This is a genomic window from Polynucleobacter tropicus, from assembly GCF_013307225.1.
Lineage (GTDB): Bacteria > Pseudomonadota > Gammaproteobacteria > Burkholderiales > Burkholderiaceae > Polynucleobacter > Polynucleobacter tropicus.
This window is the reverse complement of sequence record NZ_CP028942.1, coordinates 841709-859820: the sequence shown is the minus strand read 5'-3', so window position 1 is coordinate 859820 and position 18112 is coordinate 841709. Positions and strand designations below refer to the sequence as shown.

The window sequence follows — 18112 nt, the reverse complement described above, 5'->3', positions numbered from 1 at the left end:
GCTATGAATACACCTTTTGGAATTGCGAATCTCTGGCTTGAAGGCGACGGCATCACCCGCTTTGTAGCAATTGCACTGTTAGCATGCTCAATTATTACCTGGGTTATTTTGCTCACCCGCCTTTGGGACTTACGCAATCTTCGCAAACTCAAACCTGAGCTTGATCAATTCTGGCACGCAAACTCATTTGAGCAAGGCTTACAATCCTTTAGTACCCCATCTAGCAACCCCTACTATCAGATTGCCAAATCTGCGAGCAGCGCTTCAGTGCACCACCAAGGTCAATCAAGCAATCATCGTGAATTACTCCAAACCCTCAACTATTCAGAGTGGATGGCAAGAAGCATTAAAAATAGCATTGATGGCGTAGCTGCTAGCTTGCAAAAGGGTCTGACTTTCTTGGGCTCAACAGGCGCAACCGCCCCATTTATTGGCTTATTTGGTACTGTGTGGGGCATCTACCATGCGCTGATTTCTATTAGCAGCTCTGGTAGCGCCCAAATCGATCAAGTTGCAGGCCCTATTGGTGAAGCTTTGATCATGACTGCCTTAGGGCTTGCTGTAGCGATTCCTGCGGTATTGGGTTTTAACGCCATTAATCGCGCGAACAAATTGTTTGTGGCTGATCTCAATCGCTTTGGCAATGATTTGTTAGCCTATTTTGTAACTGGCGCCCGTGTTAACTCCGGAGAATAAGCATGGCGTTTCATTTGCAAGACGATCAAAACGATGATGCCATCATGGCGGAAATCAACATGACACCCATGGTGGATGTCATGTTGGTGCTTCTCATCATTTTTATCATCACCCTTCCCGTCATTCAACAGGCTGTGAAAGTTGAATTACCTAAAGCTAATAGTGTGCGCAATGAAGTAAAGCCTGAGTCAGTGCAACTGACGATTGATGCCAAAGGCCAAATCTTTTGGAATAGCACTCAGATTGATCTCAAGACATTTGATGGCTATGCAGAAAAAGCAGCCCAAAAAGATCCGCAGCCTGAGATTAATTTACGTGCCGATAAGGCTGTGAAGTATGAGTATGTGGCGCAAGTACTTGCCGCATCACGCCGTGCAGGCCTTACCAAGCTGGGGTTTGTGACAGAACCTAACTAGGCCATCTGATGCTGGGTGTGATGCCAGGAGATACCTTATTTACTAGTGACTCTGTAGGGCATCTTCGTTAACGCGCAACTCTCTTCGCTCACATGTGTGCCATTACCAATCGTGGCACCCAAAATACCCCCCTGAATTTTTTCTACTTTTTTGAGCTTGCCAGTAATTGGGTCTAGCGTGATTTGTGTTGTTACAGTTCCGGCAGGATAAGCAACATCCATTATTTTTTCAGGCTCGAAATTCGCCTCAATCAAAATCAGGATGTTTGGACGAGCCATAGTGACACTCTTCACCATTTGATTGCCATAAGCATCAGACTGATCTAAATCACGATCATCTAGATATACCTTGGCTTTTTGACTACCTGATGCCAAAGTAATTTTCATGTCGTACTCTTCCGTGAAATCCTTTTCTTTTCTTGAGCAATGAAACTCCATTACATCAATTGACCATGCTGATGCAGAGATTGAATACAAGCAAAGATAGAGAAGGATTTTGAACAAATTCATAGAAATGAATACGAGGAATGAAATTTGGTGCCCGGGGCCGGAATCGAACCGGCACGACTGTTTAGGTCGCAGGATTTTAAATCCTGTGTGTCTACCGATTTCACCACCCGGGCTCGCACTGGCAATTACTGCCGCGCTATGTAAATCAAGACAGGGTGAATTTTAGCATGTGAGCTAAAAACCGCCTTGGGGACGCTATATCGCTCGAGACCAACAGGCTATTCAGCCAAAAAGATTAAAATATTTATATGAATTCTCAGGGCAAGATGGCCGGCATTTACAAACTCTTGCGACCGCTTCGTTGGGTTGCTGGGGGTACTGTATTAATCGTGCTGGCAGTTGTAATTGCTTATCTATATTCAGCCCAATCCAACCCCTCTGGGAAAAGAACGATTAAAAGCTTAGGGGATTCAGTTACCATTTCTTTTGATGAAACCGACATCCCCCATATCAAAGCCAAGAGCCAAACTGATGCCCTATTTGCATTAGGCTACCTTCACGCAATAGAGCGCTCTTGGCAATTAGAGATGAATCGCCGCATTGCTAGCGGACGTCTTTCTGAAATTTTGGGTCCCGATACCGTCAAAATAGATCGCTTCATTAGAACTTTAGGGGTGAAGCGCGCAGCAGAAAAACAATTTGATAAATATCCCGTAGCAGCAAAAAGATTACTTCAAGCATATGCTGATGGCGTTAATGCTGGTAATGCCAGTTTAGGCTGGGCACTTCCAGTGGAGTATTTTTTAACCGGCTCCAAACCAGGTCACTGGTCACCCACCGACAGCGTTGCCTGGATGCTGATGATGGCCTATGACTTAGGCGGTAATTGGCAAAAAGAATTACAACGACTTGAGCTTTCGCAATACCTCACCACAAAACAAGTTTGGGAGGTAATCCTGCCCTATTCCCATGGTGAACTAGTGAGCAATATGGACTTTGCCAAGCTGTACCATGAGCTGAACGTATTTAATACAAACCCCAAAACCGAAAATCATAAATCTAAGAAGCTGCCCTCTATTGAACTAAGTACAAATGACTTGCCTGGCGGCAAAGATGGTATTGGCTCTAATAATTGGGTTTTGAACGGCAAGCTTACTGATACGGGCAAGCCATTGTTGGCAAATGATCCGCATCTTGGATTATCTGCACCAGCTATTTGGTATTTCGCTCACCTAGATGCACCAGGGCTCAACGTTATCGGCGGCACCCTACCCGGCATTCCAGCGGTGGTTTTAGGCAGAACTGAAAAATATGCATGGAGCTTTACGAACACTAATCCAGATGTTCAAGATACTTACCTAGAGCAATTAGATCCAAACAATCCGAGCATGTATCGCGGCCCAAATGGGATGCTGCCATTTACCGTTCGCCAAGAAATCATTGATATCAAGGGAGCGGCCCCGCTGACATTCATTGTTAAAGAGACGCGCCATGGTCCGGTGATTTCAGATTCTTATGCTCAAGCACAGCGCGCAATAGATACCAATAGATACGCACTTGCCCTACGCTGGACTGCTTTAGATCATGAAAATCAATCCGTTGCCGGTCTGCTAGAAATGAATCGGGCTAAGGACCTTGATTCATTTAAAGCGGCACTGCATAAAAATTATGCGCCGATGCAAAACGTTGCTATGGCTGATACGGAAGGAAACATTTCCTATCAAGCCGCAGGGGTTGCGCCAAAACGGACGCTTCATCAGGGACTTTACGGCATTGCTCCTGCTCCTGGATGGGATAACCAGTTCGACTGGAATGGCTACGTACCCTTTGATCAATTACCAGCCAGCAATAATCCAGAGCAAGGCTGGATTGCAACTGCAAACCAAGCAATCATTGCTTCCAACAACCCAAACCCTTTGACCGCAGACTGGGATGTTCCAACTCGCTACGAGCGTATCGTGCAAATGATTAAAGACCGAAGCACTCACGACACGAAATACATAAAAACGATGCAGGGCGATACGCTCTCATTAGGCGCTACCCCACTTCTCGACTTGTTCAAGTCTTCCCAGCCAAAACATACCCTGGGAGCAAAAGTGCTTGAGCTCACTAAAAACTTTGATGGCAATATGAGCATTGATAGTCCGAGCGCATTAATCTTTAATGCTTGGGCTGATCAACTCACGCGCAATGTGTTCTCTAGACTAAGCTATTTATTTTATGAAAACTATGGTGCGCGCAACTTTCGCTTTCCACTAATTTCTGTATTACAGAATCCCAATAGCCCATGGTGTGATATACCAAACACCCCCGCTATTGAAACCTGTGCCGAGTCATCCAATATCGCGTTTGATCGCGCTCTCGAGTACCTAAGTAGCCAATATGGCAATGATCCAAAATCATGGTCATGGGGTAAGGCACATATTGCCATCTCTGAGCATCGCCCCATAAGCAAGGTTCCTGTACTTGGCAAGCTCTTTAACATCACCACCCCATTTCCGGGTGATAGCTTTTCAGTCAATGTGGGTCGACTCGAGCTCAATAATTCTCAAAATCCATTTGAAACATTACAAGCCCCCAGTCTGCGTACGATTTATGACTTATCGGATCTTGAAAAATCCCTCTTTATTTACCAAGCCGGTCAATCGGGTTGGGTCCAGAGTCCTCGGTACCGCAATATGAGTTCGCTCTGGGTCAAAAACGAATACCTCCCCTTACAAATGAAGCCCGAGAAGATGACTCGCGCTCTAGAATTAAGCAATAAATAGCTTCTAATATGGCAAAGGTGCTGTAGCCGTATAAAATAATCTTCAGGCTTAATCTTTAGTTACATCGTTTATTAATAAGGTACTTCATGAAAAAGATTTCTCTTGCTACGTTGACTGCTTCAGCGCTTTTTGTTGCCACACAAGGAACTGCTAATGCGGCATGGAAAGAACTTGGCTCCAATACTGTCATGACGGTGTATGTTGACTTGGATACCGTACAAACACAAGGCGAGAAAACGCAAATTATTTCCATGCTGGACTTTAAGAAGCCGGGCACTAACCCAACAAATAAAGAACCCGTTAGCTCCATCATTGGCCTAAACGAATACGATTGCCCATCGGTAAGTTACCGCCCTATTGCTTATAAAGAGTTTTCTGGAAACAAGGGTTCTGGAAAAGTAGTCACGGAGAGCAACACCCCTGATAGCAAATACGAGCCCGTAGTAAGCGAAAGCTGGACTGCAGGTGTATTTAATTCTGTTTGCAAAATAGCGAAGTAATACAAGCTTGATCCATGCGGGCATTTTGGATTGTCACGCTTAACTCAATTACTCTAAGCAGCACAATTTATTTATCGGGTTGCGCTGCGCCAATCGCCGCAATCGGCGCTAGCAGTACGGCAGCTGCAAGTTCAGCCGGAACCAGCATTGTGGCCGCTGCGGCAGCCAACCCTGTTACTGCAACCAGTGTGGCATCAACAGTTACTACCGGCAAATCGCCGCTAGAGCATGCAGCATCTGCAGCTACCAAAAAAGAATGTAGCTTTACTAATATTATCGGCCCAAAACCAATCTGCGAGGATGTAGTGATACCCAAGGTTATTGATAAAAGCGCGCCACTTACTGGTCCAGCCGATCTACCTAAGGGCCCTGGCAAGCAATAATTACTTTGAGTTTTGTCATTACTGACTAGTAAAGGCTAAAATCAGGGTTTACCAGCACTATTCAAGCACTAAAGATGACAACTCAAAACTATTACCTCACCCTAACCTGCCCAAACAAGCCTGGAATTGTGGCTGCCGTATCCACTTATATTTTTCAAGCGGGCGGCGACATTGAGGAGGCACAACAGTTTGATGACAAAGCCTCAAAGCGCTTTTTCATGCGTGTTAGTTTTAGCTGCCCAACTGATGGCAATACTTTGCGATCTGGATTTGCTGAAATCGCAAAACGTTTTGAGCTCACTTGGAATTTGCGTGCAGTAAAAGATCTCAAACGCGTTCTCATCATGGCTTCTAAATTAGATCATTGCTTGGTTGATCTTCTCTATCGCTGGCGCATCGGTGAGTTACCGATGATTATTTGCGGCATTGTTTCCAATCACCCACGTGATGTTTATGCCAGCATTGATTTTGCTGATATCCCTTTCTATCACCTACCAGTGACCCCAGAAACCAAGCCTGCACAAGAAGCAAAACTCTTGGATATCATTGCCGAATCCAATGTAGATATGGTGATTTTGGCCCGCTATATGCAAATTCTCTCTGATGATTTATCAACCAAATTATCAGGACGCTGCATTAACGTGCACCACTCTTTCTTGCCAAGCTTTAAAGGCGCCAAGCCGTACCATCAGGCGCATGCACGCGGTATTAAACTGATTGGCGCAACAGCACACTTTGTTACAAGCGATTTGGATGAAGGCCCTATCATTGAACAAGACGTCACACGCGTTACACACGGCGATGCCCCGGACGATCTCGTACGCAAAGGTCGTGACCTAGAGCGTACCGTTCTATCACGCGCTCTACGCTATTACTTGCACGACCGCGTCTTAATTAACGGCGCTACCTCAGTCGTATTCTCTGATTAATTAACTCTGACTAATTAGTTTTTACTTTCACTAAGGCCTTACCCCTGGAGACTCCAGGGGAAGACCTCGAGCGCGAGCTGCAAGAAACAACTCAAGCTGCGCCATTTCAGGCGAGCCATAATCAAATTGTTGAGCTCTAACACCACTCATACAGTTGCGCAAACGGCGCTGCAAGGAACCTAAAGTTTGCCACTCCAAGCGGTAGATTGGATAAGCGTTGGGATGTCCTTGCGGGATCACCGCCCCACCCAATTTAAGTCCTGCGCGTTCTTCATGACACTGTGCGCAAGATAAATTGAGCTGCCCCATTCGTTCGTAAAAAGTCTTGCGACCTTTTTGCATAGCGCTTTTATTTTCAGGGGTTTCGCGAACAGTAATAGGCATACCTTTTGACTGATAGGCGACATACGCAGTTAGAGACAGAAGATCCTTAGTCTCATAGGCAAGAGCTGTTGAAGCTTGAGCCTGAGTTCTACATTGATTAATTTGCCCCTCTAGGGTTTGCACTTTACCTTTAATCATTTTGGGGAATGCAGCGGCCACTCCACGCATCGACTTTCTTGCATCACCATGGCAACTGGCACATGATTTTCCGTTTTGTTCTGAAAGCTTATTCCACAAGGCCTCGCCATCACCCACCCAGAACATCGCTGGATTTAAACTTGCGTCATCTTGCATAGTTTTATTTTCAGCCGACATAAGCTCGTAACTCGACTGAAGTTTTAATTTACTTAGATCCGTTGCGCTTCCGATAGTAGAAGCAAAGAAACATAGGAGGCTAAATACAAAAGCCCAACTTTTTGAAATACTCATGAAACCATTATGTGGGCTTGATTGACTGCTTCGTAGCCATCATCCCCCACCCACCTAAATTCCAAGTTACCCGTTTCAGTAGCAATGGTAGTAAAGATAATTAAGGGGTTGGCACCAGTACCTGGATAAAAATCAGCTCTAAAGATCTCTACATTGTTATAGGTGCAGGTGAATTCGCGAATAATATCGCGAGGAATCAATTTACCGCCTTCGGTATACCGAAAACCAGACTCCATATCATGCTGTGCAATTGCACGAATCTCAATAATCGAGCCCTGCTTTGCTGTAGCTGGCATCGTGATCGAAGTGCGTGATGTTTTATTCATACCCACACCCTCACACAAGCTCTGTACAGGCTGAGAGTGTTACCAAAGTCTCAGCAGAGCCTTGGTAAAAACTGCCGTCGTTCATTTGTGCAATTGCCCATACAGTTTGACTGTCTGCCAAACGAACTCGTGTTGTGATGTTGGCAGTACCAGATCGCGGTGTTAAGTGCACGGTGAATATATTAGGCAAGGGATTGCCTTCTGCAATAACATGAACAGATTTAACGTAATCATTGGCAGTCATTGGGCTATCCACACTCAGTTTGAGCACTACTAAGTTTCCGTTTTCTACAAGCGGCGGAATAATCAACTTTACCTTGCCATCAATGATGGGTTTGCCTCCTGTGATTTCTTGAATAGCCTTTGCTGCATCCTCCTTTTTAGCCAATACAGTTAAGGGGCTAAACCAGGCGCCCAGAGCCAAAATACTAAGACTTTGAATTCTTTTTAACCAACGGCGGCGACTTGATTGCATCTTCATAACTCAATAGGTATTGTTTATTGTTTTTGTTTGCTTGTTGTTACTGTTTGTTGATTCGTATTTTGTAGACTTAACAAAAACGCTACAACATCTTCAATTTCTTGCGCACTCAAAATCGTTTGACCCACAAACTTACTTGCTACGCGATTTAAATGATCTGCACGGTAATAAGACGGCATGATGGTGTTTTGATTGAAATAACTTGCGTTAACAATTCTTGCACGCAGCTGCGGAGCGGTCAAAGAAGCAACACTTACGGCCAGATCTGGAGCTAAATTACCCTGAAAGCGCTCTTCTGGAAAAGGTCCGCTATGACAAAGAATGCACAGCCCAGTTTGACGGCTCAAAACAATCTTACGACCATGTTGCGGATCTCCTAGTGTAGTCGTAAGCGGTTTTTCTATTTGACCCGCGACTATTTCTTGTGCAAATACTTCAGAAAAACTAAGGGCGCCTAGCAATATGATCGCTAGAACGCCCTTCTTACTCATCTACTGCGATTCTCTGAATTAAACGAGCTTAATGCCGCTATTTTTCAGAGGGACTGTGCGGTAACGCTTACCGGTAGCTCGATAGATCGCATTGAGCACTGCAGGTGCTACAACCGCAATCGTTGGCTCACCAACACCACCCCAATCCTTACCACCACCCTGGATGATGATAGTTTCTACTTTTGGCATTTGTGCAAGTCGAATCGAATTAAAGGTATCGAAGTTTTTTTGCACAACGGCGCCCTTCTCAAGCGTAATCTCTTCTTCAAAGAGGGCAGATAAGCCGTAAACGAAAGAGCCTGATACCTGACGATTTACTTGAGCTGGGTTAACAACATAGCCAGGATCGGTAGCCGCAACAATGCGATGAATCTTCACTTCGTTGCCATTCTTCACGGAAAGCTCGCAAGCTGCTGCAACATAGCTACCAAATGAGCGCATCTGAGCAACGCCACGATAAACGCCAGGAGCCGCAGGCTTAGTCCAGCCAATACCGTCAGCAACCGCATTCAATACTGCTTCCGCTCTTGGAAACTCTTTCATATGCTTGCGACGGAACTCCACCGCATCCATGCCAGTTGCTTCAGCTAACTCATCCATAAAGGTTTCAATGAAAATGGCGTTTTGATTGACGTTTACACCGCGCCAGAATCCTGGTGGCACATGGGTGTTGCGCATCGCATGATCAATGGTCAAGTTAGGGAAGCTATAAGTAATACCGTGCTCACCACTTGGCTCAAGACCCTGGAAGGCCAACGGATCTTTACCTTTGTTAGCAGCAACAACCGCTGGGCGTACTGCAGCCAAAATTGATTGGCCTGATAAACGCATATTTACCCCGGTGACGTTCTTCTTATCATCGATCGCTGCTGTCATTTTGCACATCATTACTGGGTGGTAACGACCCTGTGTCATATCCTCTTCACGAGTCCAAATCAACTTGATTGGTGTGCCAGGCATTTGCTTAGCGATATTCACTGCCTGAGTGGTGTAATCCTGGAAAGCGCCACGACGACCAAAGCCACCACCAAGGTTTACTTTGTAGACGTTGCACTTTTCAGCAGGCAATCCGGAAGCCGCAATCACCGCCGCTAAAGATGCCTCACCGTCTTGAGTGGGAACCCAAGCTTCACAAGAATCTGGAGTCCACTTCGCTGTAGCTGTTTGTGGCTCAAGCGTTGCATGGTTTAAGAATGGATAGAAGTATGTTGCCTCTATCTTCTTAGATGCATTAGAGAGAGCAGATTTGACATCACCATTGGTGTTATGAACAAACGCATCGTCAGCATTCAGCCCATCTTCAAGCATCTTTTTAATTGAAGCGCTTGAAACATCGCCATTAGCGCCGTTATCCCAAACGATATTGACTTGGTCCAAAGCCGTTTTAGCTTGCCAGAAAGTATCAGCCACTACAGCAACCGCTGAATCGCCAACCTGCACGACTTTCTTAACGCCTTTCATACTCTGAGCTTTGGCTGCGTCATAACTCTTCACTTTGCCACCAAATACAGGAGACTCTTTAATGTTGGCGATCAACATTCCAGGCATCTTGAGGTCAATTGCATAAATCTGACGGCCTGTTACCTTATCAGAGACACCATCAATACGATTTACGGACTTACCAATGAGCTTCCACTCTTTTGGATCTTTTAACGGCACTTCAGTAGGCACTGGCAACTGAGATGCCGCTACAGAAACCTTACCAAATGTCGTTTTGCGTCCTGATGGAGTGTGGGTAATCACGCTATTAGCAGCAATGCACTCTGAGACAGGCACATTCCACTGATTTGCTGCAGCTTGAATCAACATCATACGTGCAGCTGCGCCACCCTTACGAACATATTGCTCTGAAGTACGAATGCCGCGGCTGCCACCAGTTGAGTAGCTACCCCATGCCGCTTTACGCTTTAAGCTTTCTGCTGGACTTGGATATTCATAGTTCACTTTTTTCCAGTCGCACTCTAATTCTTCGGCAACCATCTGTGCCAAACCAGTAATCGTGCCTTGACCCATTTCTGAGCGAACGATACGAACAACGACATCATCATTTGGCTTCACAACTACCCATACACCAATCTCAGGGGTAGCCAAAGGTGTCATAGAGGTAGTGCCTGTGCCCATTGCAGCATTGGCGCTAGACATAAAGCTCAAATCAAAACCGATTGCTAAGCCTGTAGCAATAGCGCTTGAGCCAACCACAAACTGGCGGCGGGAAGTATTAATTGCATTTGTCATGATTACCCCCTTAAGCCTTGCTAGCAGCATGAATCGCTGCACGCACTTGTTGGAATGTGCCGCAACGGCAGATATTGGTGATTGACTCATCAATCTGAGCATCAGTTGGCTTTGGATTGTTACGTAGCAACGCAGTGGTTGCCATCACCATGCCAGATTGGCAGTAGCCACACTGAGGCACTTGATTATCAACCCACGCCTTTTGCACTTTAGAAAGCTGACCGCTCTTTTCCAAACTCTCAATAGTTTCAATTTTTTTACCTTCTGCTGCGGCAACTGGTAAAGAACAGCTACGCACCGCTTGACCTTCAAATAACACCGTGCAAGCACCACATTGACCAACACCGCAACCGTACTTTGTTCCGGTCAAACCAATTTGTTCGCGTATTACCCATAGCAATGGAGTATCTGGATCAACATCCACTTTATATTTTTTGCCATTGACATTTAACTCGGCCATTACGGTCTCCTATTAGTCTCTTTTTGTATTCGTTTTAGTAAATAGAGGCATAAACCCCTAAGCATTTGTGTGGTTATCTTAATCAAGAATTAAATTATTGCTATGCAACATAAAAACTAGCCTGTAAGATCAATTCATGATTTTTGGCTTAGTTCAAATCCTCCTTTTTCAAAGCCTAGGCGAGCTAGTCTCCAAGTTCCTTCTCCCATCCCTCCCTGGCCCAGTTATTGGGCTGGTTCTATTGGTTGTTTGGTTAGTAATACGCAAGGGCATCAATGCGGAGCTGGCGACAGTCGCTGATACCTTTAGCCAATATCTTGGTCTCTTATTTGTTCCGGCAGCTGTTGGGGTAGTTTTATTTCTACCCCAACTCAAGGCTAATGCCTTTGCCATCATTGCAGCCCTAGTTGGAAGTGTCATCCTCACCATTGGCTCGTGCGCTTTTGTAGTACGCCTCTTGAGCAAGAAAGCAAGCGATGAGTGAAAAGCATTCCATCGTAGAAATTTGGGTATATCTATCAGGCAGCCCACTATTTGCCCTCTTCATCACCTTAGCGGCTTATCAGATTGGCTTAAGCATCTACAAACAAACAAAACAAAATCCTTTAGCCAACCCCGTAGCAATTGCGATTTTGATTGTTGCTAGCACAATTCAACTGATCGATATGCCCTACTCAACTTACTTTGAGGGCGCGCAATTTATTCACTTCTTATTAGGCTCAGCAACTGTCTCTCTAGCGATTCCCATCTATCGAGGTCTAAATAGCCTGAAGGGTCGATCTATCCCATTACTGGTTTCTCTATGCACTGGTGGTTTGGTATCGATCATTAGCGCGGTAGGTATTGCAACCCTTCTTGGCGCTGATAGCAGCATTACTGGGGCTATGTATCCTAAATCAGTAACCGCTCCGATTGCTATGGGTATTGCCGAGCGCATCAGCGTATCACCAACACTCACTGCCATCTTTGCAGTGAGTACGGGCATCTTAGGTGCAATCTTGGCGCCATTTGTTTTGAATGCTCTTGGCATGAAGGCTTGGTGGCAAAGAGGATTTGCGATTGGTATCGGTGCGCATGGCATCGGCACATCGCGCGCTTTTAGCATTCATCCTGAGGCAGGAACTTACGCTAGCCTAGCAATGGGAATGAACGGCGTTATCAGCGCCATTGCCATCCCCATTATTTATCACGTGCTAAATCGATAAGATCGTAAATCATTCCGATTTAATTTGTGCAGCCTTCACAATTGGTGCGAACCGAATTAAATCACCTTTAATTTGCTCGCCAAATTTTTCTGGGGTACCAGGCGATGGAAAGATACCCATCGACAATAGTTTTGCCTTACCCTCAGGTGAATTCAAAATCTCATTTAATGCCTGATTTAATTTATTAACAATTGGCTTTGGTGTTTTAGCTGGAGCCAAAAGCCCCACCCAGTCGTCAATTACAAAATCTTTAACGCCACTCTCAATGAAAGTCGGCACATCCGGCATGCTTGGACTTCTTTTGGAGCTGGAGACCGCAATCGCCCTAATACGGCCTGTGTTGACATATTGATTTGCGCCAGCAACCGCTGTGTACACAAGGGGAATGTTTCCACCTAAAAGATCTAGCAAAGCTTGGCCACCGCCCTTATAAGGAACGTGAACTAAATTTGCGCCAGTCTTTTGTTTAAAAAGCTCACCGGCGATATGCGGTGTGCCACCAGATCCTGAGGTGCCATAGGAGAGGCCATTAGGATCTTTTTTGGAGATGGCAATAACATCAGCTAGGGTCTTACCTGGAAAATCATTATTCGCGACGATAATTAAAATTGCGTCGCCTATTTTTCCGATGGGCGTGAAGTCTTTCACACTATCAAATGGCACCTTATCAAATAAAGATGGATTAATCGAGAGCGTTCCAGCATAACCAAGTAATAAGGTATAGCCATCAGGCTCAGCAGTCGCAACCATCTGAGTACCAATATTTCCGGAGGCTCCAGGTTTGTTGTCGGCAATGACCTGTTGCCCAAGCTTGAGAGACAACTGCTCTGCAATAAAGCGGCCAGAAGTATCAGTCACACCACCCGGCGTAAAAGGAATGATTAAACGAATCGGTCGATTGGGATAATTGGCTTGCGCATAGCTATTCGTAGCTACTAGAGAGCTAAATAAAAATAGTACCGAGAGAAACCGATGAGTGAATTTCATAGAAAGCCCCTTATTTAATTTCTACAAACCGTTTTTCAAACTCCCAAACATCCTCAAAGCCCATGAGCTTTGATAAGTCACCAAAGTCATATAAATCCACAGGATTATTAATTGATGATCCTGACTCTTTAAAATGTTCATAAACTTTAGTCATGGCCTGCACAGAGGCTAATAGCGCCGTTACCGGGAAGATTGCAATCTTATAGCCCAATTGCTCTAGCTCCTGTTTTGATAAAACTGGAGTTCTCCCCTTTTCAACCATATTTGCAATCAATGGATGTTTCGGAAATGCCTGTCCGATTTTTTGCATTTCTTCTTGCGTCTCAGGAGATTCAATAAAAAGAATATCCGCTCCTGCACGCGCATATGCCTCACCACGACGCAAAGCTTCATCTAAACCAAGAGTAGTTCTAGCATCTGTGCGAGCAATGATTTTGAAATTTGGATCGCTACGTGATGCCACCGCAACCTCAATTTTTTTAACCATGTCTTCCATCGGTATAACTCTACGTCCAGGTGTATGGCCACATTTCTTGGGAAACTCTTGATCCTCAAGTTGTATCGCTACTGCCCCCGCAGCCTCATAGCCACGAATGGTATGGCGCACATTTAGCAAGCCCCCATAGCCGGTATCTCCGTCGGCTATTAATGGGGTTTTAGCCATACCTGCCATTGCACTGACCCTACCAACCATCTCTGTATAGGTGGCCAAACCAGCATCTGGCAAGCCCAGCAAAGAGGCAACGGTGCCATAGCCTGTCATATAAAGCGCGTCAAAACCCATCCGATCAGCTAAGCGCAATGAAACCATTTCATAAACACCTGGTGCAACAATTAATCCAGGTTTACTGAGGCGCTGATTGAATTCAACTCTTTGCTTGCTCATACATCCCCTTTAATCTAGTTTTTAGCTAACTTTTCTGTGTTAGTTTTTTATGAATTGATTTTCATTGCCGCATCAACGGCATCGCCAAGTACGCTGCAGAGAAACTCTACTTCTTTGGGCTCGGAAATAAATGGAGGACCAACAGCGATGACATCGCCAGCAACCCTGACTAATGCGCCACGCTCAATACAAGCCTCTAACACCTTAAGTGCCCGCAAGCCTGGTTTACCAGCAATGGGTTCGAGCTCTACTGCACCAGATAATCCAAAGTTACGTATATCCAATAAGCCCGCTTTTCCTTTCATGGCATGCAAACCATTTTCTAGAACGGGTTCTAAGGCTCTTGCGCGATTAACCAAATCATCTGATTCAAAAATGTCGAGCACCGCATGCCCTGCAGCCATAGGAATTGGGTGGCCTGAATAGGTATAGCCATGGAAAAACTCAATAGCCTGCTCTTGACCGCCATTAGCGATGATGCTGTCATAAATATCGTCACGCACAATCACACCGCCGAGTGGAATTACTCCATTAGTAATTGCCTTAGCAAAGGTAATCATGTCAGGCACCACACCGAATCGATCAGCGCCAAAATTTGCACCTAGACGACCAAATCCTGTAATCACCTCATCAAAGATCAGCAAGATGGCATGCTTAGTACAAATCTCACGGATCTTTTGCAGATAACCTTGTGGCGGCACAATCACACCAGTTGAACCTTGCACAGGCTCGAGAATGACCGCTGCAATCGTATTAGCATCATGTAGAGCTACGATCTTCTCTAACTCGTCAGCAAGATGCGCTCCCCAAGTTGGCATTCCTTTTGAAAATGCCATTTGCGAGAGATTTAATGTGTGCGGCAAATGATCCACGCCAGGCATCATCATGCTGGCAAACATCTTGCGGTTGGCCACCATGCCCCCAACTGAAATACCACCCATACCAACACCATGATAGGCACGATCTCGCCCAATCATGCGAATCCGCGAAGCATTGCCCATCACGCGGTGATATCCAATTGCAATCTTGAGAGCTGTATCTACTGCTTCAGAACCGGAGTTTGTAAAAAAGACTTTATTCAAGCCTTTAGGAGCCATATCAGCTACACGGGTTGCTAAGCGAAAGGTGTCTTCGCTCGCCATCTGAAATGCAGGGCAATAATCCATCTTTTCATATTGTTTGGAGATTGCTGCACCAATGCGTGGATCAGCATGCCCCAATGGTGAGCACCAAAGCCCTGATAGACCATCAAAGAGCTTACGTCCATGATCATCAAAGTAGTAAGCTCCCTTAGCAGACTGCATGATCTTGGGGTGTTGGTGAAAATATCGATTGGGCGTGAATGGCAGCCAATAAGCTGACATATCTACTCCATTTACGGTTTTATTCGATCCGCTCATATGATTGTGCTCTGTGTAATACATTTAAATATCCAATACTATAGTACCCAATAACCCTAGAAATCTATTTGAAACTTTAGAAATTCGGACCTGGAAATGACCTTTACAAAATCCCTCCTATATGGTTTTTGCGCAATTGCAAGCTTATGCGGATCGGTTCATGCCGCCAATGAAACTGATTGGCCTAAAAAGCCCATCGTAGCGATTGTGTCTTTTCCGGCTGGTGGGTCCACTGATATTTTTGCTAGAAGTCTTACCGCTCCTCTCGCAGAGGCTCTAGGGCAATCCATTGTGGTTGAAAATAAACCTGGTGCAGGCGGAATGATTGGTCTTCAAGCGGCTGCTAAAGCTACTCCCGATGGTTACACGATTCACATCAGCGCCCTCACCAATCAATCTATCTCTTCAGCGCTCTTTAAAAACCCTCCGGCTGATTTGCAAAAAGATTTCTCTCCAGTTTCGCTGATGGGAACTATTCCGCATTTAATTGTCATAAACCCAAGCGTCCCCGCTAAGAATCTTCCTGAGCTCATCGCCTTTATCAAATCCAAAAAGGGGAATTTCAATTACGCCTCTCAAGGTAATGGCAGCTTGTCTCACTTAGAGTCAACGATGTTTATGGAGCGCATTGGCGCCAGCGGAACACATATTCCTTACAAAGGTAGCAGCTTTGCCCTTCCCGATTTAATTGCAGGCAACACCTTAATGATGTTTGACAGTGTCACAGCCTCGCTACCCCATATTCAAAGCGGAAAGCTACGTCCGATTGCGATTGCTGCAGCGGAACGCTCACCACTCATGCCCAATGTCCCAACACTTGGTCAAGACGGCATGAAGTCATTTGATGTTGAAAACTTTTATGCTGTTTACGTACCCAAGGGTACGTCGCCAAACATTGTTGCTAAGTTAGAGCGCGAAATCCGCAAGATTTTGACTAACCCTGACTTTAAAGCACGCATGGCAACACAAGGTATTCATCCACAATTTGCCAATTCAGAGAAGTTGGGTGAAATCACCACAAATGAAGCAAACAAATGGGAGAAAGTAGTAAAGTCTGCCAATGTCAAAGTTGATTAATCCACTAAATATATAAGTCATGTTGATTTCCCCTCCATTTGGTGGCGGTCGCGCACCAGTCCTTGCTAAAAATACGGTTGCTAGTTCGCAGCCACTCGCCACTCAAGCAGGTATTGAGGCGCTACAAAATGGTGGCAATGCAGTTGACGCCGCATTAGCCACAGCAATCACACTCACAGTTGTTGAACCCACCATGAATGGCCTTGGAGGAGATGGCTTTGCCATCTTATGGGACGGCAAACAAATTCATGGACTTAATGCCTCAGGTCGTGCGCCGGCAGCCTGGAGCACAGAATATTTTGCTGGCAAATCTGCAATGGATTTAATTGGCTGGAATACAGTTACCGTGCCTGGTATGGTCGCTGGCTGGGTTGAGCTTTCCAAAAAATTTGGTAAGTTGCCATTTGCACAACTATTTAAGCGTGCGATTGATTACGCTGAGAATGGATTTCCGGTATCACCTGTCATTGCGCGTCAATGGCGTGAAGCGATTCCGATTCTCAAAAATCAACCGGGGTTTTCAGAGTCTTTTTTGATTGATGGCAAATCGCCTCAAGCAGGACAAATCTGGCGCTATCCAGCCCAAGCAAAAACCTTAAAGGAAATTGCCGCTACTCAAGGTGAATCTTTCTACAGGGGTCCACTAGCTCAAAGCATGGTCGACTTTGCGCAATCAACCGGTGGCTGCTTTACGATGCAGGACTTTGCGGACAATAAACCAGACTGGGTTGAACCATTGGCATTTGATTACGGCGATTACACACTCTTGGAAATTCCGCCTAATGGTTCCGGTATCGCAGCCCAAATGGCTTTAGGAATTTTGCAGGCTGCAAACGTTAAGCAATATCCAGCGAACTCTGCGCAGCGGATTCATTTGCAAATTGAAGCGATGCGACTGGCCTTTGCAGATGCATATGCTCATGTATCTGACTCTAGATCCATGAGCGTACCGGTAACCAAACTTTTAGATCGCGATTATCTATCGAGCCGTGCCGCTTTGATTGATCACAATAAAGCTGGTAGCTATGGTGCTGGAGACCCCCACTCAGGTGGCACTGTGTACTTATGCGCCGCCGATGAATCCGGCATGATGATTTCTTATATTCAATCTAACTTCAAAGGCTTTGGCTCTGGAGTGGTCGCCCCAGGTGGGATCGCTTTTCATAATCGCGGCATGAGTTTTGGCCTGAAAGATGGACATCCCAATCAAGTTGGTCCTGGCAAACGCCCTTTCCACACCATCCTCCCTGCCTTCTTAACTAAGAATGGAAAGCCAGCGATGGCATTTGGCGTGATGGGTGGCAATATGCAACCGCAAGGTCACATTCAATTTGTCATGCGCTTTGTTGATGAATACCTCAACCCGCAAGCCTGCTCTGATGCGCCACGCTGGCGCATCGATGATTTAGGCAAGCTCACAGTTGAAGCTGCGATGCCTGCAAGCATCGTGGATAGTTTGCGTGCAATGGGTCACGAAGTTGCTGTGCAACCCGCTAACAGCTTAGATTTTGGTAGCGCTCAGGCGATTGCCAAATTAAGTGATGAAGATCACTCTGCATATATTGCTGGTAGTGACCACCGAAGAGACGGCTTAGCTGCAGGCTTCTAAG

20 protein-coding genes and 1 tRNA gene are annotated in these 18112 nt (G+C 45.6%); 10 read left to right on the top strand and 11 right to left on the bottom strand.

Annotated elements, in window-relative coordinates; all coding sequences use genetic code 11:
* Nucleotides 1-3: 3 nt before the first annotated feature.
* Together DCO17_RS04510 and DCO17_RS04505 are read left to right on the top strand one after the other, a co-directional pair.
* Entirely contained in the window at nucleotides 4-696 is a 693-nt protein-coding gene (locus DCO17_RS04510; protein ID WP_173955596.1) for a MotA/TolQ/ExbB proton channel family protein, read from the top strand.
* A 2-nt stretch (nucleotides 697-698) separates the two neighbouring features.
* A complete protein-coding gene (locus tag DCO17_RS04505; RefSeq protein WP_173955595.1) occupies nucleotides 699-1112 on the top strand; it encodes an ExbD/TolR family protein in 414 nt (137 codons plus the stop codon).
* Nucleotides 1113-1147: 35 nt separating this feature from the next.
* Here DCO17_RS04505 and DCO17_RS04500 read toward each other — a convergent pair whose 3' ends face one another.
* Nucleotides 1148-1621, bottom strand: coding sequence for a hypothetical protein (locus DCO17_RS04500; protein WP_254598816.1), 474 nt, complete (start codon nucleotides 1619-1621; stop codon nucleotides 1148-1150).
* A 25-nt stretch (nucleotides 1622-1646) separates the two neighbouring features.
* Nucleotides 1647-1734, bottom strand: a tRNA-Leu gene (locus DCO17_RS04495).
* A 135-nt stretch (nucleotides 1735-1869) separates the two neighbouring features.
* Between DCO17_RS04495 and DCO17_RS04490 the strand changes: the two genes are divergently transcribed.
* From DCO17_RS04490 to purU, 4 genes are all read left to right on the top strand, one after another.
* On the top strand, nucleotides 1870-4329 hold the full coding sequence (locus tag DCO17_RS04490; protein WP_173955594.1) for a penicillin acylase family protein: 2460 nt from the start codon (nucleotides 1870-1872) through the stop codon (nucleotides 4327-4329).
* A gap of 86 nt (nucleotides 4330-4415) precedes the next feature.
* Nucleotides 4416-4829 (top strand): surface-adhesin E family protein, encoded by a 414-nt coding sequence (locus DCO17_RS04485; RefSeq protein WP_173955593.1) that lies wholly within the window; start codon nucleotides 4416-4418, stop codon nucleotides 4827-4829.
* Nucleotides 4830-4843: 14 nt separating this feature from the next.
* Entirely contained in the window at nucleotides 4844-5212 is a 369-nt protein-coding gene (locus DCO17_RS04480; protein ID WP_173955592.1) for a hypothetical protein, read from the top strand.
* Nucleotides 5213-5286: 74 nt separating this feature from the next.
* The gene (purU, locus tag DCO17_RS04475; RefSeq protein ID WP_173955591.1) at nucleotides 5287-6141 is read left to right on the top strand and encodes a formyltetrahydrofolate deformylase; all 855 of its coding nucleotides are present in this window, start codon (nucleotides 5287-5289) and stop codon (nucleotides 6139-6141) included.
* A 30-nt stretch (nucleotides 6142-6171) separates the two neighbouring features.
* Here the strand turns inward: purU and soxA are convergent, their stop codons facing one another.
* The 6 genes from soxA to DCO17_RS04445 are packed head-to-tail and all read right to left on the bottom strand — an operon-like array spanning nucleotide 6172 to nucleotide 10947.
* Nucleotides 6172-6954 (bottom strand): sulfur oxidation c-type cytochrome SoxA, encoded by a 783-nt coding sequence (soxA, locus tag DCO17_RS04470; RefSeq protein WP_173955590.1) that lies wholly within the window; start codon nucleotides 6952-6954, stop codon nucleotides 6172-6174.
* Nucleotides 6951-7280 carry a thiosulfate oxidation carrier complex protein SoxZ gene (locus tag DCO17_RS04465; protein WP_173955589.1) on the bottom strand — a complete coding sequence of 110 codons (330 nt, stop codon included), beginning with the start codon at nucleotides 7278-7280 and terminating at the stop codon, nucleotides 6951-6953. Before DCO17_RS04465 ends, soxA begins: the two co-directional genes overlap by 4 nt.
* Before the next feature lie 10 nt (nucleotides 7281-7290).
* Nucleotides 7291-7755 (bottom strand): SoxY-related AACIE arm protein, encoded by a 465-nt coding sequence (locus DCO17_RS04460; protein ID WP_254598815.1) that lies wholly within the window; start codon nucleotides 7753-7755, stop codon nucleotides 7291-7293.
* 23 nt (nucleotides 7756-7778) lie between these two features.
* Entirely contained in the window at nucleotides 7779-8252 is a 474-nt protein-coding gene (gene soxX, locus DCO17_RS04455; protein ID WP_173955587.1) for a sulfur oxidation c-type cytochrome SoxX, read from the bottom strand.
* An 18-nt stretch (nucleotides 8253-8270) separates the two neighbouring features.
* Complete coding sequence (locus DCO17_RS04450) at nucleotides 8271-10487, bottom strand: xanthine dehydrogenase family protein molybdopterin-binding subunit (protein WP_173955586.1); 2217 nt, start codon at nucleotides 10485-10487, stop codon at nucleotides 8271-8273.
* A gap of 10 nt (nucleotides 10488-10497) precedes the next feature.
* Complete coding sequence (locus tag DCO17_RS04445) at nucleotides 10498-10947, bottom strand: (2Fe-2S)-binding protein (RefSeq protein WP_068948761.1); 450 nt, start codon at nucleotides 10945-10947, stop codon at nucleotides 10498-10500.
* 136 nt (nucleotides 10948-11083) lie between these two features.
* On the opposite strand from DCO17_RS04445, the gene DCO17_RS04440 reads away from it, so the two are divergent.
* Both DCO17_RS04440 and DCO17_RS04435 read left to right on the top strand, forming a co-directional pair.
* Entirely contained in the window at nucleotides 11084-11431 is a 348-nt protein-coding gene (locus tag DCO17_RS04440; protein ID WP_173955585.1) for a CidA/LrgA family protein, read from the top strand.
* Complete coding sequence (locus tag DCO17_RS04435; protein WP_173955584.1) at nucleotides 11424-12152, top strand: LrgB family protein; 729 nt, start codon at nucleotides 11424-11426, stop codon at nucleotides 12150-12152. Before DCO17_RS04440 ends, DCO17_RS04435 begins: the two co-directional genes overlap by 8 nt.
* Nucleotides 12153-12161: 9 nt before the next feature.
* Here DCO17_RS04435 and DCO17_RS04430 read toward each other — a convergent pair whose 3' ends face one another.
* The 3 genes from DCO17_RS04430 to aptA are packed head-to-tail and all read right to left on the bottom strand — an operon-like array spanning nucleotide 12162 to nucleotide 15425.
* The gene (locus tag DCO17_RS04430; protein WP_173955583.1) at nucleotides 12162-13139 is read right to left on the bottom strand and encodes a Bug family tripartite tricarboxylate transporter substrate binding protein; all 978 of its coding nucleotides are present in this window, start codon (nucleotides 13137-13139) and stop codon (nucleotides 12162-12164) included.
* Nucleotides 13140-13149: 10 nt separating this feature from the next.
* Nucleotides 13150-14025 carry an isocitrate lyase/PEP mutase family protein gene (locus DCO17_RS04425; protein ID WP_173955582.1) on the bottom strand — a complete coding sequence of 292 codons (876 nt, stop codon included), beginning with the start codon at nucleotides 14023-14025 and terminating at the stop codon, nucleotides 13150-13152.
* 47 nt (nucleotides 14026-14072) lie between these two features.
* The gene (gene aptA, locus DCO17_RS04420) at nucleotides 14073-15425 is read right to left on the bottom strand and encodes an omega-aminotransferase AptA (protein WP_173955581.1); all 1353 of its coding nucleotides are present in this window, start codon (nucleotides 15423-15425) and stop codon (nucleotides 14073-14075) included.
* Between the two features lie 96 nt (nucleotides 15426-15521).
* Between aptA and DCO17_RS04415 the strand changes: the two genes are divergently transcribed.
* Together DCO17_RS04415 and DCO17_RS04410 are read left to right on the top strand one after the other, a co-directional pair.
* Nucleotides 15522-16502, top strand: a complete 981-nt coding sequence (locus DCO17_RS04415; protein ID WP_173955580.1) for a Bug family tripartite tricarboxylate transporter substrate binding protein — start codon at nucleotides 15522-15524, stop codon at nucleotides 16500-16502.
* Between the two features lie 19 nt (nucleotides 16503-16521).
* Nucleotides 16522-18111, top strand: coding sequence for a gamma-glutamyltransferase family protein (locus DCO17_RS04410; RefSeq protein ID WP_173955579.1), 1590 nt, complete (start codon nucleotides 16522-16524; stop codon nucleotides 18109-18111).
* The last annotated feature ends 1 nt before the right edge of the window (nucleotide 18112 follow it).